The following is a 23,785-nucleotide window of genomic DNA, read 5'->3' as shown; positions in this document are numbered from 1 at the left end:
GAGCATGGCCGTGGGAGAGGCGGAACGGCCTCGCGTCGAGAGCGCGGCGCCCGCGCCCGGACCGGGCGCGACCGCGGCCGCGCCCGCCGGCGAGGTCGACCAGCGGCTGCGGGACCGGCTGCGCGCGCTGGTCTGCTGCCTGGCGCTGGCCGCGCTGGCGTTCTCGACCCGCCCCGGCGCGATCCTCGCCGACACCAAGATCGACATGGCGGTGAACCCGCTGGCGTTCCTGGGCCGCGCGCTGCACCTGTGGGATCCCGAGCAGTTCGGGCAGCTGCAGAACCAGGCGGTCGGCTACCTGTTCCCGATGGGGCCGTTCTACGCGGCCGGCGACCTGATCGGCCTGCCCGCGTGGATCACCCAGCGGCTCTGGCTGGCGCTGCTGATGTGCGCGGCGTTCCTGGGCGTGCGCAGGCTCGCCGAGCGGCTCGGCATCGGCGGCCCGGCGGCGCGGCTCGCGGGCGCGATGGCGTACGCGCTGTCGCCCAACGCGCTGGCCACCATGGGCCAGCTGTCCTCGGAGTACCTCGCGGCCGCGATGCTGCCGTGGATCGTGCTGCCGCTGGTCACCGCGGCGGAGGGCGGCGGCCGGATCCGGGCGGCGGCCCGGTCAGGCCTCGCGGTCGCCTTCTGCGGCGGCATCAACGCGACCGTGACGGTGGCGGTGCTGATCGTCCCGGTCCTCTACATGGTCACAAGGCCGCGGCCGCCCGAGCCGCGGCCCGGGAAGAGGACGCGGCTGCCGCGGCTGCGGCTGTTCGCCTGGTGGTCGGCGGCGGTGGCGGCGGCCACCGGCTGGTGGCTGGTCCCGCTGCTGCTCACCGGCACGTACGGCTTCTCCTGGCTGACCTACACCGAGAAGGCCGAGACCACGACCGGCCCGACCGGCCTGATCAACGTGCTGCGCGGCGCCGAGCGCTGGGTCAACTACCTGATCGTGGACGGGCAGGTGTGGTGGCCGGTCGGGCACGGCCTGTCGCTGAGCCCGCTGCCGGTGATCTGCACCGGCGTCGTCGCGGCGCTGTGCCTGGCGGGGCTGCTGTCGAGGCTGCTGCCCGAGCGCACGTTCCTGCTGCTCTGCCTGCTGGCCGGGCTGGCGGTCATCACGGCGGGGCACATCAGCGAGCTGTCCGGGCCGCTGGCGCCGCAGGTCCGCGACCTGCTGAACGGGCCGCTAGCGCCGCTGCGCAACCTGTACAAGTTCGACGCCGTCCTGCGGCTGCCGCTCGCGCTGGGGCTGGCCCACCTGCTGACCGTGACGGCCCTCAAGCGGGCCGAGGGCCGCTCCCCGCTGGGCGACGGCTTCCGCGCCGTCCTGAGCGCCCCCGCCGCGGCGGTGATCGCGCTCGGCGGCATCGGGATCACGGCGGTCTCGCACGGCCTCTCCGGGCCGGGCGAGTTCAAGGAGGTCCCGCCCTACTGGAAGGAGGCGGCGTCCTGGCTGAACGCGCGCGCTGGACAGCAGGGCGTCCTCGCCGTGCCCGGATCGGCTTTCGGTGAGTACCTGTGGGGCCGGCCCATGGACGACATCGTCCAGCCCCTGCTGACGGCCCGCTGGGGTGTGCGGCAGCTCGTCCCGGCGGGCTCGCCCGGCTACACGCGCGCGCTGGACGCGATCGACCAGCAGGTCCGCTCGGGGAAGAGCTCGCCCGGCCTCGCCGAATTCCTGGGCCGCATGGGGATGCGCTACGTCCTCGTACGGAACGACCTGCGCAGGGAGACGCTGCGGGGCGGCTGGCCCGCCCGCCTGCACCAGTCCCTCGACGCCTCTCCCGGGCTCCGCAAGGTGGCGGCGTTCGGCGCGCCCGTCGGCGGCGACTTCGTCGACGACGCGGTCTCGGCGGTGAACCAGAAGTACCAGCCGCTGGAGGTGTACGAGGTCGAGGGCGCCGGCGCGGTCGCCGAACTCGCCCCCGCCGACGACCCCGTGCGCGTCTACGGCGGCCCGGAGTCGCTGCTGACGATGGCCGACACGGACTCGCTGACGCGGCGGCCCGTCCTCCTGAACGACGACGCCCGCGACCTCGGCGGCGCGCCCGTGGTGACCGACTCGCCCCGGCTGCTGCGCCGCGCGTTCGGCGAGCTGCACCAGACGTCCCCGACCCTGACCGCCGCAGAACGGGCGAAGTCCGCCGACGTCCTGGACGACGGCTGGCGCAAGTACGCGACCACCGTCGCCTACAGCGGCGGCGTTCGGAACGTCACCGCGTCCTCGTCGGCCGGGGGAGACGACGTCGTTCCGCAGGCCAGGGAGCCCGCAGCGGTCCCGTACGCGGCCGTCGACGGCGATCCGACCAGCGCGTGGGAGACCGGCGGCTGGCGCGGCCCGGTCGGCCAGTGGCTCCGCGTCGACTTCGACGCGCCCCGGGAGATCCCGCAGCTGACGGCGGCGTTCGTCCAGGACCGCAGGAAGGGGCCGCCGGTCGCCAAGGTCGCCGTCGAGTCGGCGGGCGGTGTCCTGGAACAGGTGGTCTCCGAACTCTCCGGCGACCAGCCGCTGCGGGTGCCGCCGGGCGCGACGTCCTGGCTGCGCGTGCGCATCACCGAGGTCGCGCGGAAGTCCGGGGACGCGACGTTCACCCGCGCCGGGATCGCCGAGCTCCGCATCGGCGGCGTGACCGCCGGCCGCACCTACGCGCTGCCCGCGCCGGACGGCGTCACGGGCACACCCGCGTTCGTCATGAGCCGCGTCCCCGGCGGGCGGGCCGACTGCATGGAGGGGCCACGGCGCTGGGTCTGCTCCGGCCCGCTCGGGACCCGGGACGAGGAGGGCGAGGCGTTCGACCGCACGTTCACCGCCCCGCGGGCCCGGCAGGCCCCGATCTCCGGCACGGCCGTCCTCACCAACCGGGAGCTGATCGCCCGGTACACCTGGCTGAAGGGCGATCCGAAGGTCGCGGCGAGCAGCACCCTGACCGACCATCCGGCCGCGCAGCCGCGGTCGGCGTTCGACGGCGACCCGGCCACGGCGTGGATCGCCGGCGAGAACGACATGAACCCGTCGTTCACCGTCCAGTGGGGCCGCCGGACGCGGGTCTCCCAGCTCACCGTCGACCGGCCGCCCGCGATGGGCGGGCCGACCCGGGTCCGGATCGAGGGGCGCGGCGGGCAGGCCCGCGAGGCGATGACGGACGCGCGCGGGCGGCTCTCGTTCGCGCCGCTGGACACCGACCGGCTGACGCTCACCTTCCCGCGCGCCGGGCGGGTGGAGCCGGTCCAGGTCAGCGAGGTGCGGGTACCCGGCGTCCGGGCGATCCGGGACGTCCGCGGCCTGCCGCTCGGGCTGGAATGCGGCCTCGGCCCCCGGCTGCTTGTCGGGAAGACGACCGTGCGGACCAAGGTCAGCGGGACGATGGGCGACCTGCTGGAAGGCCGTCCCGTGAAGTACGAGGCGTGCCGCCGCACGCCCGTCGCCGCCGGCCCCAACCGGCTGTCCTCGCCGCCGTTCGACGGCTACCGCATCGAGACCGCCGTGGTGGGCGAGCGCGTCGCGCAGGACGAGGCGAGCCCCTCGCCCGTGAAGGTGCGGAGCTGGTCGCCGGGGCAGCGCAGGCTCCAGGTGAACGCCGCCGGCCGGTCCTTCCTGACGGTGAACGAGAACTACAACCCCGGCTGGGAGGCGCGCGTCGGAGGCGAGACGCTGCGGCCCGTACGGCTGGACGGCTGGAAGCAGGGCTGGATCGTGCCCGCCGGGACGTCCGGCACCGCCGAGCTGACCTTCCGCCCCGACCGGGCGCAGCGCATCGCGGTCGTCGCCGGGCTCAACCTGCTGCTCCTGCTGCTGCTCGTGGCGATCTGGCCGGGCGCCCGCCGGCCGGCGCCGCGGCCGCCGCGCGCGGACCTGCGTGGCTGGCCGCTGTGGGCGGCCGTACCGCTGGCGGCGCTGCTCGGGCTGTGGGCGGCCGGGCCGGTCGGGCTCGCCGCCGCCACCGCCTCGGCGGCCCTCGCCGCCTGGTCCCGCACGCGCGAGTCGCCCCTGCTGCGGGCGCCCGCGTCGCCGTGGACGGCCGCCGCCCTCATGATCGCCGGTACGGGCTGCCTGGCCTGGGGCTTCTGGGCCGAGGCGGTGGACAACCCGGCGGCGCCCGCGGGGCTCCTCGCCGACACCGTCCCCCAGGTGCTCGGGCTGCTCATCCTCGGCCGGGCGGCCGTTCAGCTGTGGGGTCCCCGCCGCTCCCGGCGGGCAGGTCGGGAAGGGTCGATCGAGCTGAGCTGGACGGGGCCGGCGCCGCGGGTTCCGCCGGACGCGGCTCCCGTTCCCGTTCCCGCTTCCGCGGCTCCTCCTGAGCCGGAGCCGGAGCCGGAGCCGGAGGACGCCGATCCCGATCGCGGCGCGGCCGGGACAGCCGCTGAACCGGCCGTTCCACCAGGTAGTAGCTCACCGTCGCCGCTGCGATGGTCGCTGCCAGCAGAAGGGGAAGATCGGTCATGACGTCGCCGCGGAACGTGCGGCCCGTCCACTCGTACCAGCCGACGACGATCAGCATCTGCCACAGGAACACGCTGTAGGAGATCCGGCCCAGGAACCGCATCACCGGGTTGCCCAGCACCGCCCCGATCGCCGTGTCCCGCTCGGAGGCCAGCGCCACGGGCGCCACGAGCGCCGCCGCGCACAGGCCGTTGACCAGGACCTCCAGCATCGATGTCCACACCACGTCCAGCGTGACGAGGTCGAGCGGGCCGGTGGCGGGCGTGGAGCCGATGACGTACAGCAGCGCCGCCGCCGCCCAGCAGGCCCGCCAGGAGCCCGCGACCGTACGGCACAGGCGCGGCACGGGCCCGGCCGGCTCCAGCCGCGCCCAGACGGTCACCACGGCCAGGGCCATCCCGATCGCGAACCACGCGAAGAAGCGCGGCAGCCACAGCCCCATCATCGGCTTCGGCTCGGGAACGAACATGGCCGCCGTATAGGCGAACGACAGCGCGGCGTAGACGGCCAGCGCCCGCAGCAGCCTCCGGGCCCGCGCGCCGACGTCGCCGGCGGGGGAGCGCCGCGCGTACCAGGCGAGGACCGCCGCCGTGGCGGGCAGCGTGAGGTACCAGGCGGCCTCGACCGTGAGGCTCCAGATCTGGCCGAGGTGCGCGGGCCCCAGGGTGCTGCCCCACCAGGGGTCCGGGATGTACGTGTGCGTCAGCGTGAGCAGCGAGACCCACGAGACGGCGTCGGTGACGTGGGCCAGGCCGGCGGTGACCATGAAGCAGACGACGGCGGCCCAGTAGGCGGGCAGGATGCGGAAGGCCCGCCTGCGCAGGTACGTCCGGGTGCTCGGCCGGGGGCGGTCCGGATCCAGCACGGCCGCGGCCCACGGCCTGTAGAGCAGCAGGCCGGACAGGGCGAAGAAGATGGGCACGCCGATCTGGCCGCCGTTGTACAGCCAGCCGTACCCGCCCCTGTGGAGCGCGCCGGACGAGCCGGCCACGTGGTAGACGAGGACGATCAGCGCGGCGATCGCGCGGATGCCGTCCAGCGCGTCCTGGTGGCCGGAAACGGCCGGAAGGCCCCGCGGCGCGGCGGGCCGCGCGGCGGGCGCGACCCGCCGCGTGGTGCCCCATCGGCCGTTGCTCGCGGGCGTGCTCATGGCAGCTTGCGCAGGACGAGGACGAGGTTCCAGGTGGCGACCTCGCGCAGTCCCGGTACGCGGACGACGCCCTCCGCCCAGCGCGGCAGATAGCGCGGGATGGCGTCCAGCACCCGTACCTCCTCGCAGGAACGGGCCCACGCCAGCGCCGCCGAGACCGAGACGGCGTGCAGGCTCTCGCCGAAGCGGTTCTTCGGGGGACGCCCGTGCCTGCGCTGGTAGCGGCGGGCCGCCCGGTCGCCTCCCAGGTAGTGCCAGGGGGACGTCTCGTGCCCGCCCCAGGGGGAGAGCCAGTTCGTGAACGACAGGTAGACGATCCCGCCGGGCCGCGTCACGCGGACCATCTCGCCGGCCATCCGCCAGGGGTCCGGTACGTGTTCGAGCACGTTGGAGGAGAAGCAGACGTCCGCCGAGCCCGTGCGGAACGGCAGTTCGAGCGCGCTGGCCACCAGGGTGTTCGCGGCCGGGTCGCGGAGCGAGACGAGTTCGGCGAGATCGTGGTCGATGCCCACGCAGCGGGCGCCCGCGGCCTGGAGCTCGCGCGCGAAGAAGCCCGTGCCGGTGCCCACGTCCACGACGGTGGCGCCGTCCAGGGCGGTGTACGACGCGAGCTGGGCGACGGTGTCCCGCGCCATCAGCGTGTAGAAGGACTCCGGGTCCGCCTGTTCCCTGCGGAACGCGCTGAGCAGCCGTACCGAACGCGCCAGCGTGGCGGCCCGCTTGCGCGCGGCGCCGGTGGCGTCGGGAGCGCCGGTGGCGTCGGGGGTGGGGCGGACCGCGGTCATGGCCACCTCGCGGGGTCGGTGAACGGTGCGAACACGGGAGCGCGTAACGCCGGATCCTACCGACCGGTAGACAGCAGCGGGGAGTCCTCCGGGCCGCCTTCCGGGCCGGCGGCCGCGTCCGGCCCGGTACGGGCGACCCGGCGCGGCAGCAGCGGGGACAGCAGCGCCGCGAGCGCGAACGCCACGGCGCTGAACAGCAGCGTCCGGGCGCCCGCCCCCGCGAAGCCCTCGGGACCGGAGCCGGAGCCGGTCCCGTGCCCGCCGAAGAAGATCACCCCGGCCAGCGCCACGCCCATCGCGTTGCCGAGCTGGATCACCGAGTTGAGCACGCCGGACGCGGCCCCGGCGTCGTCCGGCGGCAGGTCGCCCAGCACCAGGTTGGACAGGATCGGGATCGTCAGCCCCATCCCGACGCCGGCGCCGAACAGCCACGGCGCCACCTGCCAGGCCGTCACGTGCTCGCCGTGCCGGGCGACCGACCAGGCCAGCGCGGCCGTGAACGCCGCCATCGCGGGCGTGCCCAGCGCGACCAGGAGGCGCGCCCGCGGCTGCCCGAACCGGTTGGTGAGCTGCGCCGTGCAGGCGATCCCGGCCGGCCATGCCAGCCCCACCAGCGCGACCCGCAGCGGTGACCAGCCGAGCCCGAACTGGAGCGTCCAGGTCAGCACGATGAAGTACGCCGAGACGCCGCTGAAGAGCACGAAGAGCAGCGCGTTCCCGGCGGCGAACGAGCGGCGCAGGAACAGCCCCATCGGGACCAGCACGGCCCGCCCGCGCCGCTCCCGGCGCCGCTGGTGGTGGACGAAGGCGTACAGGACGGGCACTGCGGCCGCCATCGACGCGAGCGTCCACCAGGGCCAGTCCAGCTCGCGGCCCTGCACGAGCGGGTAGGCCAGCAGCAGCGAGCCCGCCGACACCAGCGCCATCCCCGGCAGGTCCAGGCGCGGCGGCCGGTCGGCGCGCGACTCGTTCATCCAGCGCAGGGCGCCGGCCAGCGCCAGCGCGCCGACCGGGATGTTGATCAGGAAGATCCAGCGCCAGCCGGGGCCGCCGCCGGTCAGCAGCCCGCCCAGCATCGGCCCGCTGACCTGCCCGGCGCCGAGCACGACCCCGTACAGGCTGATCGCCAGGGTGCGCTCGCGGCCCGGCCGGAACTCGGTCGCGATGATCGACATGACCTGCGGGACCATCACGCCGCCGAACGCGCCCTGCGCCACCCGCGCCGCCACCAGCGTCCCGGCGGTCGGGGCCGCGGCGGCCAGCGCCGACGCGGCGGTGAACCCGGCGACGCCGAGCACGAAGACCCGGCGGCGGCCGTGGATGTCGCCGAGCCGCCCGCCGGTGACCAGCAGCAGCGCGAACGCCAGCGTGTACCCGGCGGTGAACCACTGGCCGGCCGCGTACGAGGCGTCCAGATCGGTCTGGATCGCGCGCAGCGCCACCCCGACGATCGTGACGTCCACCAGGTCCATGAACGTGGCCAGCAGCACCGCGAGCAGCGCGAGCCAGCGGGCCCGCGGCATGTGGGGGGTGCTGTCCTGCAAGTCGGCCTTCTTCTTGGACGGGCGATTTGAGAGGTCCTGTAGGGTAACCCGCACATGCCGAGCACGGCCTCCTGGCCGGTGGATCCAGCGGCGTCCCCCGGAGGTGTTCATGCGGCGACCGGTCGGATTGATCCTGATCTGCCTGGGCGCTTTCTTCCTCACGCTCGCGCCCCTCGTCCGGTTCTACGTGGCCGGCCAGGTCGTCCTGGCGCCGCTGAACCGGTACCAGGTCACCCGCCTTGAGGCACGGAACGCCACCTACTTCGACACCGCGACCCTGAAGACCAGGACCGGTGTGAAGCTCCAGGCCAGCAACACCGTGCGCGGCGACGTCCGCGCCAACGGCGGCGACGACCGGATCGCCGTCTGGGACTCCTCCACCAACATCGTCGACACCGCCGTCCCGGACAAGCCCATCCAGATCCAGGGCTACCGGATCGCGTTCGACCGGCGGACGTCCCAGCTGACCAACTGCTGCGGAGCGAACGCCGACGGCGACACGAGCGTGAGGATGTCCGGGTACGGGCTGCTCTTCCCGCTGGCGAACGTGCGGAAGCAGGACTACCCGTTCTTCGACATGACCACCAGGCAGCCCGCCGCGATGCGCTACTCCGGTGAGGAGGAGGTGCTGGGGATGCGGGCGTACCGGTTCGTCCAGCAGGTCCCCAACACCAAGACCGCCGCCGTGGACACCAAGCTCCCGGCGAAGATGCTCGGCCTGAAGGCGAGCGCCCCCGACCAGAAGGTGGACCGCTACTCGCAGGCCACCATCACCGTCTGGGTCGACCCGCGCACCGGGATCCCGGTCAAGCACCGCCAGCAGATCCACAGCACCGTCCAGACGGCCGACGGCAAGGGCCGGATGACGGTCGCCTCGGCCGACCTGCACACCGTCCCCGCCTCGGTGCGGGGGCTGGTCGACATGGCGAACTCGAACGCCTTCAAGATCAGCGCGGTCCGGGTGCACATCCCGGTCGGCGCGGTCCTGGTCGGGCTCGCGCTGCTGCTGGTGGGCGCGTTCATCGGCCTGCCGCCCGGCCGGCCCGCCGCGCCGCCGGCCCCGCGCCGTGCCGACGGCAAGTTCGGCGCCGCGCGCTCCTCGGCCCGCTCCTCGGCCGCGGCCCGGCGCGACTGACCTCCGCGTTTCCCCCGGCGTTAGGACTGATACATGTTCTAACGCCGTTTCACCATGCCCACTGCTCTCTCGATTTTCCCAACTAGAACCTGTTGCAGTTTCGCGGGGCGCGGCCTAGTGTCGAGGCGTGCGGACAAGAGTCACCGAACTATTCGGCATCGAGTACCCGATCTTCGCGTTCAGTCACTGCCGCGACGTGGTCGCGGCCGTGAGCCGCGCCGGCGGCATGGGCGTCCTCGGCGCCCTGAACTTCACCCCCGAGGAGCTCGAACTCGAGCTCAAATGGATCGACGAGCACGTCGGCGGCAAGCCGTACGGCGTGGACGTGGTGATGCCCGCCAAGTACGAGGGCGCCGACGCGGGCGACGCCGGCGAGCTGGTCGCCAAGCTCAAGGGCATGATCCCCCAGGAGCACCGGCAGTTCCTGGAGGACCTGCTCGCCGAGCACGGCGTCGAGCCGCTGAAGGACGAGAACGCCGGCGACGTCCTGCTGGGCTGGACCGACGTCACCGCCCGCCCGCAGGTCGAGGTCGCGCTGCGGCACCCGATCGCGCTGCTGGCCAACGCCCTCGGCCCGCCCCCGGCCGACGTGGTCGAGCTGGCCCACGAGCACGGTGTCAAGGTCGCGGGCCTGGCGTCCAACGCCCGGCACGCCCGCAAGCAGGTCGAGGTCGGCGTCGACATCATCGTCGCGCAGGGCACCGAGGCCGGCGGCCACACCGGCGACGTGTCCACGATGGTGCTGATCCCCGAGGTCGTCGACGCGGTCGGCGAGGACACCATGGTCCTGGCCGCCGGCGGCATCGGCCGCGGCCGCCAGATGGCCGCGGGCATGGCCCTCGGCGCCGACGGCGTCTGGACCGGCTCCATCTGGCTCACCGTGGACGAGGCCGACACGTCCGAGAAGGTCCGCGGCAAGCTGCTGAACGCGACCTCCCGCGACACCGTCCGCTCCCGCGCCTGGACGGGCAAGCCCGCCCGCTTCCTCAGGACCGCGTGGACCGAGGCATGGGAGAGCGAGCGCTCGCCCGGCACGCTCCCGATGCCGATGCAGTTCATGCTGATCTCCAGCGCGCTGCCCCGCATCCAGCGTTCCGGCGACGGCGAGCTGGTCACCTTCCCGGTCGGCCAGATCGTCGGCTCCATGAACCAGATCAAGCCGACCGCCCAGGTCGTCTACGACCTGGTCGAGGAGTACGTCGAGGCCATCGAGCGCCTCAACACCATCACCGAAGCGGACTGACGCGGACCCGCCGCGGGCCGTTCGCCCGCGGCTCGCGGCGGGTCCTTCACGCGCTGACCGGACGGCGGAGAGTGACCGCCCCGCGCCCGTGCACCGGCGCCGGAGCGGGGCGGCCAGGGAAACGTCGGAGGGACGTTCACTCCGCGGTCAGAACCGCACCAGCCACGAGACCACGCGCGCCAGCACGTAGTAGACACCGGCGGCGATCGCCCAGTTCACGTACAGCTGCCGGTCGGGATCGGCCTGCGTGAACACGTCGTGGAACGGGCTCGCCAGCCAGCGCCCCGCGTCCAGGACCGCGCCGACCAGGGCGTTCCCCTGGTTGGCGTCGCCCCACACGAGCAGCATGCCCAGCCCCAGGATCGCCACCGCGACCCAGCCGGCCGCCATGACGGCCACGCTGACCGGGTTGGGCCGCGCCCGCCGCCACCTGGACGGCCTCCGCTCGACCACGGTGGGACGCTCGGCGCCCTCGGTACGCTGCCGCCGCCGCAATATGGAAACGGCCATCGCCTCTCACTCTCCTTCCGCGCCGGAAACCTCCCGCACGCGAACCGCGAGAAACGATGGCCGCCTTAACGGACGTCCGGAACTCAGTCCAGCCGTTCCATCGTCGAGGCGTAGCCGCCACCGCCCGGGTAGACCCAGGCGCCGTCCAGCACGCGCCCGTCCTCGCTCCACGTCCCCTTGAAGTAGGCCGGGGACCCCTTCTGCCCGCCCCAGATGATCAGTGTGTCGCCCTGCGGGTCGTACACGTAGTCGAACGTCTCGCCCTGGCCGCCGTAGTAGCGCGACTTGATGTCCTCGCTCGGCTCCTCCGCCCCGAACGGCCGCTCCCGCCCGATGACCTCGATCCCCGTGACGTCCTGGCCGTCCTGCCGCAGCCGGATCTCCTGCAGCAGGAAGGCCCCGCCGTCCAGCCACCGGTAGGTCACCGTCCCCTCGGCGCCGCCCGTCACCTTCCACGTCCCGACCAGCCGGTTCAGCTCGTCCATGACCAACTCCTCTCGTGTCGGCCCATATGACGGCCGGCCGCGCGAAAAGGAATCGGTCACAGCTTCCCGGGCAGACCGAACAGCGCGAACAGGTGCGGATCGAACGTCGTGATCTCGGCGACGGCTCCGTCCACCACCCGCAGCACGTCGATGTTCACGGGCGTGAAGGACGCCCCGTCCCGGCGCACGTAGTTGGCCACCGCGGGCTGCCGGTTGGCCCACACCTCCACCGAACGCCACTCGCCCCACGCCGCGTCGCCCTCGACCACGGGCGCCCACAGCTCCAGGATCGCCGCCCGCCCGTCGAACAGCAGCCCGTGCGGCGGCATCGTCTGCCGGGCGTCCTCCCGCAGCAGCTCCTTCAAGGCCCCCAGGTCCGAGCGCTCGTTGGCCTCCACGTACCGCCGCAGCACCTCCCGCTCCTCGGCGCTGGCCCGGCCGCCCCACTCCGACCGCTTCTCCGGCAGGTGGCTCCGCATCGTCGCCCGCCCCCGCTGCAGGGCGCTCTTCACCGACGGAACGCTCATGTCCAGCGTCTCCGCCGTCTCCGGCGCCGGCCACCCCAGCACGTCCCGCATGATCAGCACGGCCCGCTGCCGCGGCGGCAGGTGCTGGATCGCGGCCAGGAACGCCAGCTCGATCGTCTCCCGGGCCTCGGCCACCGCGCCCGGCTCGTCCAGGAACCGGTCAGGGAACGGCTCCAGCCAGGAGACCTCGGCCATCGACCCGCCCGCCGCCACCAGCTCCCGCTTGCGCGCCGGGCTGTCGAGCGCGTCCAGGCACGCGTTGGTCGCGATCCGGTACAGCCACGCCCGGAACGACGCCCGCCCCTCGTACGTCTCCCGCCTCCGCCACGCCCGGAGCAGCGTCTCCTGCACCAGATCCTCGGCGTCGGTGAACGACCCGAGCATCCGGTAGCAGTGCACCCGCAGCTCGTGCCGGTGCCGCTCGGCCGCCTCCGCGAACTCCCCCTCGTCCACGACCCCAGATCGTACGTCCCGCCACCGACGGAACGCAGCCCGGCGAGAGCCGTGCCTTCGGCCGGCGGCCCGGTACGGAACGCGCTCGAAGAGCGGCCCGTCCCCGTCACGATCCGTATCTCAGTGGATGCGCATCGTTGATCATCGGCCCTTGTAGACGGCGGGGCGCTTCTCCTTGAAGGCCCGGGAGCCCTCCTTGGCGTCCTCGGTCTCGAAGACGGGCCAGCCGATCTCGTCGGAGACCTTGAGGGCCTCCTCCTCGGGGAGGTGCTCGGTCTCGCGGACGGCGCGGAGGATGGCCTGGACGGCGAGCGGGGCGCAGGCGGCGATCTCGTCGGCCTTCTCGCGGGCGGCGGCGAGGGCCTGGCCGGCCGGGACGACCTTGTTGATGAGGCCCATGCCGAGGGCCTCCTGGGGAGTGACCGAACGGGCCGTCAGGAGGATGTCGAGGGCGGCGGCGTAGCCGATCTGGCGGGGGAGGCGGATGGCGGAGCCGCCCATGGGGAACAGGCCGCGCTTGGCCTCGTACAGCCCCAGGGTGGCGTCCTCGGCGACGACGCGCAGGTCGGTGCCGGCGAGGAGTTCGGTTCCGCCGGCGACGGCGTAGCCCTCGATGGCGCAGATGAGCGGCTTGGTGGGACGGGCCTCGCGGAGCAGCCCGCGCCAGTGGTAGTTGGGGATCTTGGCCATCCGCTCCTGGACGGCCGGGTCGGACGGCGGGGTGCCCATGGCCTTCAGGTCGGCGCCGGCGCAGAAGGTGCCGTCGGCTCCGGTCAGGATGCCGACCCGGATGTCCGGAGTGTCGGTCATGTATTGCCAGGCGTCGGCCAGACCGACGAGCATCGAGGAACTGAGCGCGTTGCGGGCCTCCGGGCGGTTCATGGTCACGATGAGGACGTGGCCGTCCCGCTCGACGGTGCAGTGCTCGGTGCTGATGGGCAGCCGCTCGGCCATCCGTTCCTCCACTCAACCGGTCAGAAAACAAGAACAGATTCTAGTAACACGTTCGGCCCGTCAACAGGTCTTGCAGAGCAAAACGAGAACGTGATCTACTTTGGCCCCCGGCACCCTGTTGGGGTGCGCCGCGATCACCGAGGAGAACCGATGGGGTCGTTGGGTTTTTGGCGGCTGGCACAGGCCGACCCGGAGTGGATCGCCGCCGTCGACCCGGACGGGACCGAGTACACCGCCGGCGAACTGCTGGCCCGGGCCAACCGGCTGGTCCACGGGCTGCGCGATCTGGGCCTGGAGAAGAACGACGGCATCTGCGGGCTGGTGCCCAACGGCGTCGAGGGCCTCGTCCTGTACCTGGCCGCGCTCCAGGCGGGCTGGTACTACACGCCCGTCAACTGGCATCTGACCGGCCCGGAGATCGGCTACATCGTGGCCGACAGCGAGGCCAAGGCGTTGTTCGTGCACGAGCGGTACGCGGCGGAGGGCGTGCGCGGCGCCGAGGAGTCGGGCATCGACCCGCGCCGGCGGTTCGCGTTCGGGGACGTGGACGGCTTCCGGCCGTACGACGAGCTGGTCGGCGGGCAGCCGGACACGCTGCCGGAGGATCGCTCCAACGGCGCCACCATGCACTACACGTCCGGTACGACCGGCAAGCCCAAGGGCGTGCGGCGGAAGCTGGCCGGGATCGACCCCGACGACAGCGCCGAGCTGCTGACGTTCCTGCTGGGGCTGTTCGGTATCCCGCCGGGCCGGCCCGCGGGCCGCGAGCCGCAGGCGCACCTGATCACGTCGCCGAACTACCACACGGCCGTCACGCAGTTCGGCGGCACGGCGCTGAACATGGGCCACACCCTCGTCTACATGGACAAGTGGGAGGCCGAGGACTGCCTGCGGGTGATCCAGCAGTACAGGATCACCAACACGCACATGGTGCCGACGCACTTCAAGCGGCTGCTGTCGCTGCCGAAGGAGACGCGCGACCGGTACGACGTGTCGTCGATGAAGTGGGCGATCCACGCGGCCGCCCCCTGCCCCGTGCCGATCAAGCACCAGATGCTCGACTGGTGGGGCGACTCGATCTGGGAGTACTACGCGGCCACCGAGGGCGGCGGGACGATCGCCAGCCCGCAGGACTGGCGCGAGCACCCCGGCACCGTCGGCAACGCGTGGCCGATCAGCGAGATCCTCGTCGTGGACGACGACAACAACCCGGTGCCCGCCGGGACGCCCGGGACCATCTACATGAAGATGGCCGGGGTCGAGTTCGAGTACAAGGGCGACCGGGAGAAGACCGAGAAGAACCGGCTGAAGGACTACTTCACGGTCGGCGACATCGGCTACCTCACCGAGGACGGCTTCCTGTTCCTCTCCGACCGCAAGTCGGACATGATCATCTCCGGCGGGGCCAACATCTACCCGGCCGAGATCGAGAACGAGATCATCCTGAACCCCAAGGTCGCGGACGTCGCCGTGTTCGGCATCCCCGACGAGGAGTGGGGCGAGCAGATCAAGGCGGTCGTCGAGCCCGCCGCGGGCGTCGCGCCCGGCCCGGAGCTGGCGCGGGAGATCCTCGCGTCGCTGGAGGGCAGGCTGGCCCGGATGAAGTGGCCGAAGTCGGTCGACTTCATCGAGGTCATGCCGCGCGAGCCCAACGGCAAGCTGCTGAAGCGGAAGCTGCGCGACCCGTACTGGAAGGACCACGAGCGTGCCATCTGAGGCGCCCAACCACGTCCTGGAGTTCCCCGGCGGCTACACGCGGTCGGTCGGGCCGGTCATCGGGCGGTTCCTGACCGAGCTGCGCGACGGCCGGCTGGTCGGGGTGCGCACGGCCGGCGGCAAGGTGCTGGTGCCGCCGCTGGAGTACGACCCCGCCGACGGCGAGGCCGTGACGGACGAGTTCGTCGAGGTCGGCCCGGCCGGGACGGTCCGCACCTGGTCGTGGGTGTCGCGGCCGCTGAGGCCGCATCCGCTGGACCGCCCGTTCGCGTGGGCGATGGTCCGGATGGACGGCGCCGACACCGACCTGCTGCACGCGCTGGACATGGGCGTCTTCGAGGAGGGCGCCGACGCGCCGAAGACCCTCAGGACGGGCATGCGCGTCCGGCCCCAGTGGCGCGCGGAGCGCACCGGCGCGATCGGCGACATCGCGTGCTTCCGCCCCGAGGTCACGATGATCAACCCGCAGGCCCGGCTGGAGTACCACCTCCAGCCCGGCCGCGCCATGAGCCGCTTCCTGGAGGGCATCGCCGAGGGCAGGATCCTCGGCCACCGCTGCCCGGTGTGCGAGCAGGTGATCGTTCCGATGAAGGGCCTGTGCGCCCGCGACGGCGTGGCCACCACCGAGGAGGTGGAGCTGCCGCACACCGGCACGGTCACCACGTTCGCGGTCAACAACCTGCCGGACCCGCGCGCCCCCGAGGTGCCGTTCGTGTCGGCGTACGTCCTGCTGGACGGCGCCGGCGTGCCGATGCTCTCCCTGGTCTCCGGCATCCCCGCCGACCAGGTCCGCGAGGGCATGCGGGTGAAGGCGGCGTGGCGCCCGCGCGAGGAGTGGGACCGGACCATGGCCAACATCAAGTGGTTCGAGCCCCTCGACGAGCCGGACGCCCCCTACGACGCGATCAAGGATTTTGTATGAGCGTCCGATCGTGCGGCGGCTGGACTGAGGAGCGCGCGCAGCGACGAAGGAGCGAGCACGTGACGAGGGAAGCCGTCGCGAAGAAGCGATCGGACGCCGCGAGCGGAGCGAGCAGATGAACAGAGAGGTAGCGGTCGTCGCGTTCGAGCAGACCCGGCACAGCGCGGAGCCGGCCGGGTTCGCCGACATCGAGCTGCTGGCGCCGGTGATCACCGCGATCAAGGAGAAGACGGGGCTGAAGCGCTTCGGGTTCACCTGCTCGGGGTCGAACGACTACCTGGAGGGCCGGCCGTTCGCGTTCGTGTCGGCGCTGGAGACGGTCGGCGCGTGGCCGCCGATCTCCGAGAGCCACGTGGAGATGGACGCGGCCTGGGCGCTGTACGAGGCGTGGGTCCAGCTCCAGCACGGCGAGATCGACACCGCGCTGGTGTACGGCTTCGGGAAGTCGACGCAGAACCACCTGCGCGAGGTCCTGACGCAGCAGCTCGACCCGTACTACCTCGCGCCGCTGGGCCTGGACCAGGTGTCGCTGGCGGCGCTCCAGGCCCGCGCCTACATGGAGCGGTCGGGCGCCAAGGAGGACGACCTGCGCGCGGTGGCGGCGCGGTCGCGGGCGAGCGGGCGGGACAACCCGTTCGCGGTGCACCTGCCGGAGCCCGAGGACGCCGCGTACGACGTGGCGCCGCTGCGCCCGTACGACATCGCGCCGATCACCGACGGCGCTGCCGCGATCGTGCTGGCCGCCGGCGACCGGGCGCGGGAGCTGTGCGAGCGGCCCGCGTGGATCCGCGGCATCGACCACCGGACCGAGGCGCACCTGCCCGGCGTGCGGGACCTGACCCGCTCCGAGGCGGCACGGCTGGCCGGGGAGAAGGCGCTGGGCGCGGGAACGCGGGCGGAGGAGATCGAGGTGGCGGAGCTGCACGCGCAGTTCAGCCACGAGGAGCTGATCCTGCGCGAGGCGCTGGGCCTCGGCGAGGACGTCGCGGTCAACCCGTCCGGCGGGGCGCTGTCGGCGAACCCGATGATGGCCGCCGGGCTGATCCGGATCGGCGAGGCCGCGGCCCGCGTCCACGACGGCTCGGCGAACCGGACGCTCGGCCACGCCAGCTCCGGTCCGTGCCTCCAGCAGAACCTCGTCTGCGTCCTCTCGGGAGACAAGTGATGGGTAACCCGTGCGCGGTGATCGGCGTGGGGCAGACCACGTACAAGACCAAGCGGCTCGACGTGTCGATCGCCGGGCTGCTGCGCGAGGCGGCGGTCAAGGCGCTCGATGACGCCGGGCTGACCTGGAAGGACATCGACGCCGTCGTCGTCGGCAAGGCGCCGGACATGTTCGAGGGCATCATGATGCCCGAGACGTACCTGGCGGACGCGCTGGGCGCGAACGGCAAGCCGCTGCTGCGGGTGCACACGGCCGGCTCGGTCGGCGGCTCGACCGCGATCGTGGCGGCCGGGCTGATCCAGAGCGGCGTGCACGAGCGGGTGCTGACGGTCGCCTGGGAGAAGCAGTCGGAGTCGAACGCGACCTGGGCGCTGACGGTGAACGGCCCGTTCACGACGTCGCTGGTGGTCGGCGCGGGCGGCTACTTCGCCCCGTACATCCGGGCGTACATGCGGCGCTCGGGCGCGCCCGACCACATCGGCACGCTCGTCGCGGTCAAGGACCGGCAGAACGCGCTGAAGAACCCGGTCGCGCACCTGAAGATCCCCGGCATCTCGCGCGAGATGGTCGAGTCGACGCCGATGCTGTGGGAGCCGATCCGCTACCTGGAGACGTGCCCGTCGTCGGACGGCGCGTGCGCGATGGTGCTGTCGTCGGAGGACGCGGCCCGCAAGGCGCCGAACCCGCCCGCGTGGGTGCACGGCACGGCGATGCGCTCGGAGCCGATGGGCTTCGCGGGCCGCGACACCGTGAGCCCGCAGGCCGGCAAGGACGCGGCGGCGGAGGTGTACCGGCAGGCCGGGATCACCGATCCGCGCCGCGAGCTGGACTGCGCCGAGGTGTACGTGCCGTTCTCCTGGTACGAGCCGATGTGGCTGGAGAACCTCGGTTTCTGCGGCGAGGGCGAGGGCTGGAAGCTGACCGAGGCGGGCGCCACCGCCATGGACGGCGACATCCCGTGGAACCCCTCGGGCGGCGTGCTGTCGTCCAACCCGATCGGCGCGTCCGGCATGATCCGGTTCGCCGAGGCGGCGCTGCAGGTGCGCGGGCTCGCCGGCGAGCACCAGGTGGACGGCGCCCGCCGCGCCCTCGGGCACGCGTACGGGGGCGGCGCGCAGTTCTACTCGATGTGGATCGTCGGCTCGGAGAAGCCCTAGGCCCCGCCAGCTCCCACCCCCCACCCCCCGAACCTCCGGAGGCCGTCCGATGGAGTTCAACCACGCCGATCTCTTCGAGGCGATCGCCGACGAAATCGGCGAGCGCGTGGCGCTCGTCTGCGAGGACAGGCGGCTCACCTACGCCGAGCTGGACGCGCAGGCCAACAGGCTCGCCCACCATCTCCAGGAGGCCGGGGTGGAGCCCGGCCAGCATGTGGCGATGCAGCTGTACAACGGCATCGAGTACGCGGTGGCGCTGCTGGCGACCATGAAGATCCGGGCCGTGCCGATCAACGTCAACTACCGGTACGTCGAGAACGAGCTGCTCTACATCTTCCAGGACTCCGACAGCGTCGCGCTGCTGTACGACGTGGAGTTCGACGAGCGGGTGGCGGCGACGGCGCCGCAGGCGCCGAAGCTGCGGCACCTGATCGCGGTCGGCGGGCCGACCGCCGTGCCGGGCGCGGTCGAGTACGAGGCGGCGCTGGCCGCGCAGCCGGACACCCGGGGCTTCCCGGCGCGTTCGGAGGACGACACGTACATCATCTACACCGGCGGCACGACCGGCATGCCGAAGGGCGTCATGTGGGGCGCGAGGGACATCATCTTCGCGTTCTGGACGCCGGCGCTGCCGCCGCCGAAGGTGCCGGCGGACGTGGTCGGCAACGCCCGCGACGGCGGTCCGATGATCATGATGCCGATCGCGCCGCTGATGCACGGCGCCGCCCAGGTGAACACCTGGATCGCCTGGTTCATGGGCGCCCAGCTGGTGTACGTCCGCAAGTTCGACGCGGCCGAGATCTGGCGGACGGTCGAGCGCGAGAAGGTCAACTCGATCACCATCACCGGCGACGCCATGGCGATCCCGATGGCCGAGGAGCTGGAGCGCGGCTCGTACGACCTGTCGTCGCTGCTCGCGTTCGTCTCGACCGGAGCGATCCTGACCGGGTCGGTGCGGGACCGGATCGCGGCGGCGCTGCCGAACATCATCATCATGGACCGCTTCGGCTCCACCGAGTCGGGCTCGACGGCGGGCGCCGTCCCGGGGTCCAGCCCGGAGAAGGGGCTGAAGTTCGAGCGGGAGGACACCGCGAACGTCACCGTCCTGGACGACGCGCTCAAGCCCGTCCAGCCGGGGTCGGGGGTGATGGGGCAGGTCGCGCGCACCGGCTACATCGCGCGCGGCTACTACAACGACCCGGAGAAGACGGCGCGGACGTTCCCCGAGGTGGACGGCAAGCGGTGGCTGCTCACGGGCGACATCGCGACGGTGGAGGCCGACGGCAGCGTCGCGGTGTTCGGGCGCGGCTCGCAGGCCATCAACACCGGCGGCGAGAAGGTCTTCCCGGAGGAGGTCGAGGCCGTCCTCAAGGGGCACCCGGACGTGTTCGACGCGGTCGTCACCGGGATCCCGGACGAGCGGTTCGGGTTCCGCGTCGCCGCGGTCGTGCAGCCGCAGGGGGAGGCCCCCTCGGCGGACGAGCTGGACGAGTTCTGCCGCAAGAACCTGTCGGGCTACAAGGTGCCGCGGACGTACGCGTTCGTCGTCGAGATGAAGCGCTCGCCGGCGGGCAAGGCGGATTACCGGTGGGCCAAGGAGGTCGCGCGGGAGGCGGCCGGAAGCTGACGCCTTTTCGCGGTACGCGGTCGTTGGTCTTCACGAAGGGTGCCGGGTCCGGCCGTGCGGCGGCCGGGCACTAGGCTCCGGGAAAACGTGGAGATCGAGGTGGAAGCTTGTCGACCCCGGAACGCGAGCGGGTTGTGGCCGAGCTGCGGGAGGCGATGCAGCGCAGCACCCTCTACACGGTGCTGCTGCACCACACCACCGCGAGCAAGGCGGGCCTGAACGTCTCCGACGCGCAGTGCCTCAACGCGCTCGCGCTGGACGGGCCGCAGACGCCGGGCCGGCTGGCGCAGCTGATGGGGATCACCACCGGCGGGGCGATCACCGCGGTGATCGACCGGCTGGAGAAGGCGGGCTACGTCAGGCGCAGCCGGGACCCGGACGACCGGCGGCGCGTGATCGTCGAGCTGGTGCCGGAGAGCGCCGAGCGGTACGCGCGCTACTTCGAGCCGGTCTCCGAGGAGTTCGGCGCGTACCTGGCGGGGTTCTCCGACGCCCAGCTCCGCGCGCTGTCGGCGTACATGCGGCACAGCAACGCGACGATGCCCGGCATCATCGACCGGGTGCGCCGGATGCCGTAGGCCCGTCGCCGGCGGCGGGCCCGTCCCCGTTCCCGGCGAGGCGGCCGCGCAGCAGCTCCATCAGGGTCGCGTGCACGTCGGCGGCGGGGCGCTCCGGCTGGAGCGTGCGCCATTGCAGCGCGACGGTCAGCACCATGCCGAACACGGCGGTGGCGGCCATCTCGACGTCCAGGTCGGGACGCAGGTCGCCGCCGCCGACGGCGGCGCGCAGGACGCCGGCGACGGCGCCGATGGCGCGTTCCCGGATCAGCGCGGCGGCATGGTGCCAGTCGCCGCCGCCCGACCGCCACGCCTCGGCGATCAGCAGCCGCGCGAACGGCTCGTGCTGCCCGATGAAGTCCAGTTCGGCGCCCACGACGGCTTCCAGCGCCTCCAGCGGCGGACGCCCGTCGGCCGCGTCGCGCAGCGCGGTGGCGAGCCGTTCGACGCCGTACTCCAGTAGCGCGGTGAACAGCGCCGCCTTGGAGCCGAAGTTGTAGTACACGGTGCCCTTGGCGACGCCCGCGCGCTCGGCGATCTGGTCGACGGTGGTCGCGGCGAAGCCGTACTCGGCGATCAGCTCGATCGCCGCGGTGAAGAGCCGTTCCCGGGTCGCCGCGCGCCGTCCCACCCGCCCGCTCCTCACAGTTCCAGCACGGGGTGCAGCCGCGCGATCGTCCATACCCGGTTCCGCCGGACGGCCAGCGCGGTGAGCGCGAGCCCGCCCGCCAGGAACGCCGCCAGTACCGCCATACCCTGCCATACCGCCGTCTGGTCGCCGCCGGCGATGAGGTGCCGGACGGCGTCCACCGCCCACGACATCGGCATGAACGGCCGGATCACCTGGAAGAACTCCGGGCTGGTCTGGATCGGGTACGTCCCGGCGGCCGAGGTGAGCTGGAGCATGAGCAGCACCAGCGCGACGACCCGGCCGAGCGTCCCCCAGCGCGCGTTCACCCACTGGATGATCGCCAGGAACGCGGCCGAGGTGAGGCACAGGAACGCGATCAGCCCCGGCCAGTGGCGGGCGTGCAGGTCGAGCCCGAGCCGCAGCACCGCCAGGACGACGACCGCCTGGCCGCAGCCCAGCAGCGCGGCGGGCAGCCAGCCGGCGAGGGCGACCCGCCAGGCGGGCGCGGTGGAGGCCAGGGCGCGCGGGTTCACCGGGCGCAGCACCATGTAGATGATCATGCCGCCGACCCAGAGCGAGAGCGGGACGAAGAACGGCGCGAAGCCCGTCCCGTAGTTGGCGACCTTGTTGTCGGTGGTGCTGACCAGCCGCACCGGGTCGCTCATCATCCCGGCGCGGTCGGCGCGCTCGTCCGCGCCGTACGCGGGGACCTGCTTCGCGCCGTCCGCCAGCCCGCCGGCGAGCTCGCGGTTGCCGCCGGAGATCTGGCCGAGCGCCTTCTCCAGGCTGACGGCGCCGCCGGACAGCTCCCCGAGGCCGGTGCGGAGGTCGCCCGCGCCGGTGGAGAGCGTTCCCAGCCCGCCGGTGAGGTCCGCCGACCCGGCCAGCAACCGGGCGGTGCCGCCGTCGACCCGGGCCGCGCCCGCCGCGACCTGCCGCGCCCCGTCGCCGAGCCTGTGGACGTCCCGCTGGGCCCGCTCGATGCGGTCGGCCAGCGCCGGCGCGTCCGCGGCGATCTTCCGGGCGGCGCTCGCGGCGGCGCGGGCCTCGTCCGCGACGCGGCGCAGGCCGCCGGCCTGGTCGCCGACGAAGGCGTCCACCTGCCGGGCGGCCGCGACGACCTCGCGCGCGGCGTCCCGCAGCCCGGGGGAGGCGTCGGGGTGCTCGCGCAGGTACTCCTCGACCTCGGCCCGCGCCTTCTCGGCCCGCTCGACCGCCTTCCCGGTGCGCGCGGGCAGCCGGTCGGCCGCCGCGGCGAGCGCGTCGGCGCTCTTCGCCACCCCGAGCGCCGTCTCGCGGATCTCGGGCGCGTGCGTGCGCAGCAGCGGCACGGCGGTGCCGCTCGCCCGGTCGACCGCCGCCACGAGCCGCTGCGTGCCGCCCGACAGCTCGCGGCTCCCGTCCGCGAGCCGCTCCGTGCCCTCCCGCAGCGTGGCGAGGCCGGACGTGAGCCGCTCGCTGCCGTTCTCGGCCTGGTCGATGCCGCCCTTGAGCCTCCCCGCCCCCTGCTCGGCGTCGTCCGCGCCCTTGGCCAGCTTTCCGGCGCCCTGCTCGGCCTCGTCCGATCCGTCGGCGAGCTTCCCGGCGCCGTTCGCCGCCTCGTCCAGCTTGCCGTGCAGCTTCCCGAACGAGATGAAGATCTGGTCGAAGTAGCCGTCGATCGCCTCGGTGCCCGCGGCCGTGCTGATCTCCTTGAACACCGACTCGGCGAGCGTGCTGAGCACGTAGTTGTTGGCGTCGTTGAGCTCCAGCCTCAGCCCGGCGGCCGAGGGCGTCCCGGTCGCGCTGGGCGAGGCGATCCGGGCGCTGAAGTCGGCCGGGATCGTCAGCGCCATGTAGTACTCGCCGGAACGGACCCCGTCCCGGGCGGCCCTCTCGCCGACCCGCTTCCAGTCGAAGATCCGGCGCTCCTCCAGCTCGCGGGCCAGGTCGGCGCCCGCGTTCACGGTACGGCCGTCCGCCCGCGCCGGGCGGTCCTCGTTCACCAGCGCGACGGGCACGTGCTTGAGCCGCGCGTACGGATCCCAGTAGGACCACAGGTACAGCCCGGCGTACAGCAGCGGCAGGAACACCAGGCCGGCGAGCACCACCCTGGTCAGCCGGTTGCGGCGGAGCCGCCGCAGCTCCAGGCGGCCGGTGGACAGCGCGGGAAGCCTCACGTCTCCTCCAGGGCGACGAACCGGGCCAAGCCCTCTGCGGGCGCCGGGTCGTCGCAGCTCGCGATCACGGTGACGCCGGACCGCGCGATCGCGTGCAGGCACCGCCACAGCGCCCGCTGGCGGTCGTGCCGCAGGCCGTGGTCGACGTCGTCGAGCAGCAGCAGGCCGGGGTCGCCGGTCAGCGCGAGCGCGGCGCCGAGCAGCCGCGCCTCGTCGGGGTCCAGGTCGCGGGCGAGCAGGTCCGGGTCGATCTCCAGCCCGGCCCGGTCGAGCGCCGCCCGGATCCGGCCGCGGCGGCCCCGCCACCGGCCGCGCAGGCCCTCGTTCAGGTCCAGCGCCTCGCCGACGTGCTCGCGCACCGTCAGCGCCGGGTCCAGCTCGTTGACCTCCGCGAACAGCCCGAGCGCGGCGACGCGCTGGACCGCGCGGAGGTCGGTCAGGGGATGCGGGCCGACGCTCCCGGTCCCCGAGGTGGCCTTCATCCGGCCACCGAGCGTGAGGAGCAGCGCCGTCCTGCCGCTGCCCCCGATACCGTGCACGGCCGCCAGCCCGCCGGCCGGCACGTCCAGGTCCACGTCGCGGTAGACCCAGCCGCGCGGCCCGCGCAGCGAGAGGCCGTGCCCCCTGACCCGCATC

At 73.2% G+C, this 23,785-nt stretch carries 18 protein-coding genes and 1 pseudogene; 9 read left to right on the top strand and 10 right to left on the bottom strand.

Annotated features, from left to right (window positions below):
* Positions 1–4 precede the first annotated feature (4 nt).
* Positions 5–2,122 (top strand): annotated as a pseudogene (locus ACA361_RS04050) (alpha-(1->3)-arabinofuranosyltransferase family protein); the annotation flags it as partial.
* 2,008 nt (positions 2,123–4,130) lie between these two features.
* On the opposite strand, the gene ACA361_RS04045 reads toward ACA361_RS04050, so the two are convergent.
* From ACA361_RS04045 to ACA361_RS04035, 3 genes are read right to left on the bottom strand one after another with little or no spacing between them, the layout of a single operon-like run.
* The gene (locus ACA361_RS04045) at positions 4,131–5,579 is read right to left on the bottom strand and encodes an acyltransferase family protein (protein ID WP_375010411.1); all 1,449 of its coding nucleotides are present in this window, start codon (positions 5,577–5,579) and stop codon (positions 4,131–4,133) included.
* Positions 5,576–6,364, bottom strand: coding sequence for a class I SAM-dependent methyltransferase (locus tag ACA361_RS04040; protein ID WP_375010410.1), 789 nt, complete (start codon positions 6,362–6,364; stop codon positions 5,576–5,578). The genes ACA361_RS04045 and ACA361_RS04040 overlap by 4 nt, the downstream gene beginning before the upstream one ends.
* Before the next feature lie 56 nt (positions 6,365–6,420).
* Complete coding sequence (locus ACA361_RS04035) at positions 6,421–7,908, bottom strand: MFS transporter (protein WP_375010409.1); 1,488 nt, start codon at positions 7,906–7,908, stop codon at positions 6,421–6,423.
* 109 nt (positions 7,909–8,017) lie between these two features.
* On the opposite strand from ACA361_RS04035, the gene ACA361_RS04030 reads away from it, so the two are divergent.
* Complete coding sequence (locus ACA361_RS04030; RefSeq protein WP_375010408.1) at positions 8,018–9,043, top strand: DUF3068 domain-containing protein; 1,026 nt, start codon at positions 8,018–8,020, stop codon at positions 9,041–9,043.
* A 127-nt stretch (positions 9,044–9,170) separates the two neighbouring features.
* On the top strand, positions 9,171–10,286 hold the full coding sequence (locus tag ACA361_RS04025) for an NAD(P)H-dependent flavin oxidoreductase (protein WP_375010407.1): 1,116 nt from the start codon (positions 9,171–9,173) through the stop codon (positions 10,284–10,286).
* A gap of 147 nt (positions 10,287–10,433) precedes the next feature.
* Here the strand turns inward: ACA361_RS04025 and ACA361_RS04020 are convergent, their stop codons facing one another.
* The 4 genes from ACA361_RS04020 to ACA361_RS04005 form a co-directional block, all read right to left on the bottom strand.
* Positions 10,434–10,796, bottom strand: coding sequence for a hypothetical protein (locus tag ACA361_RS04020; protein WP_375010406.1), 363 nt, complete (start codon positions 10,794–10,796; stop codon positions 10,434–10,436).
* 83 nt (positions 10,797–10,879) lie between these two features.
* On the bottom strand, positions 10,880–11,281 hold the full coding sequence (locus ACA361_RS04015; protein ID WP_375010405.1) for a hypothetical protein: 402 nt from the start codon (positions 11,279–11,281) through the stop codon (positions 10,880–10,882).
* Between the two features lie 56 nt (positions 11,282–11,337).
* Positions 11,338–12,261 carry an RNA polymerase subunit sigma-70 gene (locus tag ACA361_RS04010; RefSeq protein ID WP_375010404.1) on the bottom strand — a complete coding sequence of 308 codons (924 nt, stop codon included), beginning with the start codon at positions 12,259–12,261 and terminating at the stop codon, positions 11,338–11,340.
* 141 nt (positions 12,262–12,402) lie between these two features.
* On the bottom strand, positions 12,403–13,215 hold the full coding sequence (locus ACA361_RS04005; RefSeq protein ID WP_375010403.1) for a crotonase/enoyl-CoA hydratase family protein: 813 nt from the start codon (positions 13,213–13,215) through the stop codon (positions 12,403–12,405).
* Between the two features lie 150 nt (positions 13,216–13,365).
* On the opposite strand from ACA361_RS04005, the gene ACA361_RS04000 reads away from it, so the two are divergent.
* The 6 genes from ACA361_RS04000 (at position 13,366) to ACA361_RS03975 (ending at position 20,380) form a co-directional block, all read left to right on the top strand.
* The gene (locus ACA361_RS04000; RefSeq protein WP_375010402.1) at positions 13,366–14,931 is read left to right on the top strand and encodes an acyl-CoA synthetase; all 1,566 of its coding nucleotides are present in this window, start codon (positions 13,366–13,368) and stop codon (positions 14,929–14,931) included.
* Positions 14,921–15,853: a Zn-ribbon domain-containing OB-fold protein gene (locus tag ACA361_RS03995; protein WP_375010401.1), complete on the top strand. Its 933-nt coding sequence runs from the start codon at positions 14,921–14,923 to the stop codon at positions 15,851–15,853. The genes ACA361_RS04000 and ACA361_RS03995 overlap by 11 nt, the downstream gene beginning before the upstream one ends.
* Before the next feature lie 115 nt (positions 15,854–15,968).
* Complete coding sequence (locus ACA361_RS03990) at positions 15,969–17,018, top strand: thiolase domain-containing protein (protein ID WP_375010400.1); 1,050 nt, start codon at positions 15,969–15,971, stop codon at positions 17,016–17,018.
* Entirely contained in the window at positions 17,018–18,175 is a 1,158-nt protein-coding gene (locus ACA361_RS03985) for a thiolase domain-containing protein (RefSeq protein ID WP_375010399.1), read from the top strand. Before ACA361_RS03990 ends, ACA361_RS03985 begins: the two co-directional genes overlap by 1 nt.
* 49 nt (positions 18,176–18,224) lie before the next feature.
* The gene (locus ACA361_RS03980) at positions 18,225–19,802 is read left to right on the top strand and encodes an acyl-CoA synthetase (protein ID WP_375010398.1); all 1,578 of its coding nucleotides are present in this window, start codon (positions 18,225–18,227) and stop codon (positions 19,800–19,802) included.
* Positions 19,803–19,909: 107 nt separating this feature from the next.
* Positions 19,910–20,380: a MarR family winged helix-turn-helix transcriptional regulator gene (locus ACA361_RS03975; protein WP_375010397.1), complete on the top strand. Its 471-nt coding sequence runs from the start codon at positions 19,910–19,912 to the stop codon at positions 20,378–20,380.
* Here ACA361_RS03975 and ACA361_RS03970 read toward each other — a convergent pair.
* The 3 genes from ACA361_RS03970 to ACA361_RS03960 are packed head-to-tail and all read right to left on the bottom strand — an operon-like array spanning position 20,352 to position 23,784.
* The gene (locus tag ACA361_RS03970) at positions 20,352–21,041 is read right to left on the bottom strand and encodes a TetR/AcrR family transcriptional regulator (protein ID WP_375010396.1); all 690 of its coding nucleotides are present in this window, start codon (positions 21,039–21,041) and stop codon (positions 20,352–20,354) included. The genes ACA361_RS03975 and ACA361_RS03970 overlap by 29 nt on opposite strands.
* Positions 21,002–23,149, bottom strand: coding sequence for a YhgE/Pip family protein (locus ACA361_RS03965; protein ID WP_375010395.1), 2,148 nt, complete (start codon positions 23,147–23,149; stop codon positions 21,002–21,004). Before ACA361_RS03965 ends, ACA361_RS03970 begins: the two co-directional genes overlap by 40 nt.
* Complete coding sequence (locus ACA361_RS03960; protein ID WP_375010394.1) at positions 23,146–23,784, bottom strand: ATP-binding cassette domain-containing protein; 639 nt, start codon at positions 23,782–23,784, stop codon at positions 23,146–23,148. The genes ACA361_RS03965 and ACA361_RS03960 overlap by 4 nt, the downstream gene beginning before the upstream one ends.
* Position 23,785 lies beyond the last annotated feature (1 nt).

The sequence above is a fragment of the Actinomadura sp. 21ATH genome, assembly GCF_041951345.1.
Classification (GTDB): Bacteria; Actinomycetota; Actinomycetes; order Streptosporangiales; family Streptosporangiaceae; genus Spirillospora.
Note: the sequence above shows the minus strand (reverse complement) of the source record. Positions and strands in the feature narration are given on the sequence as shown.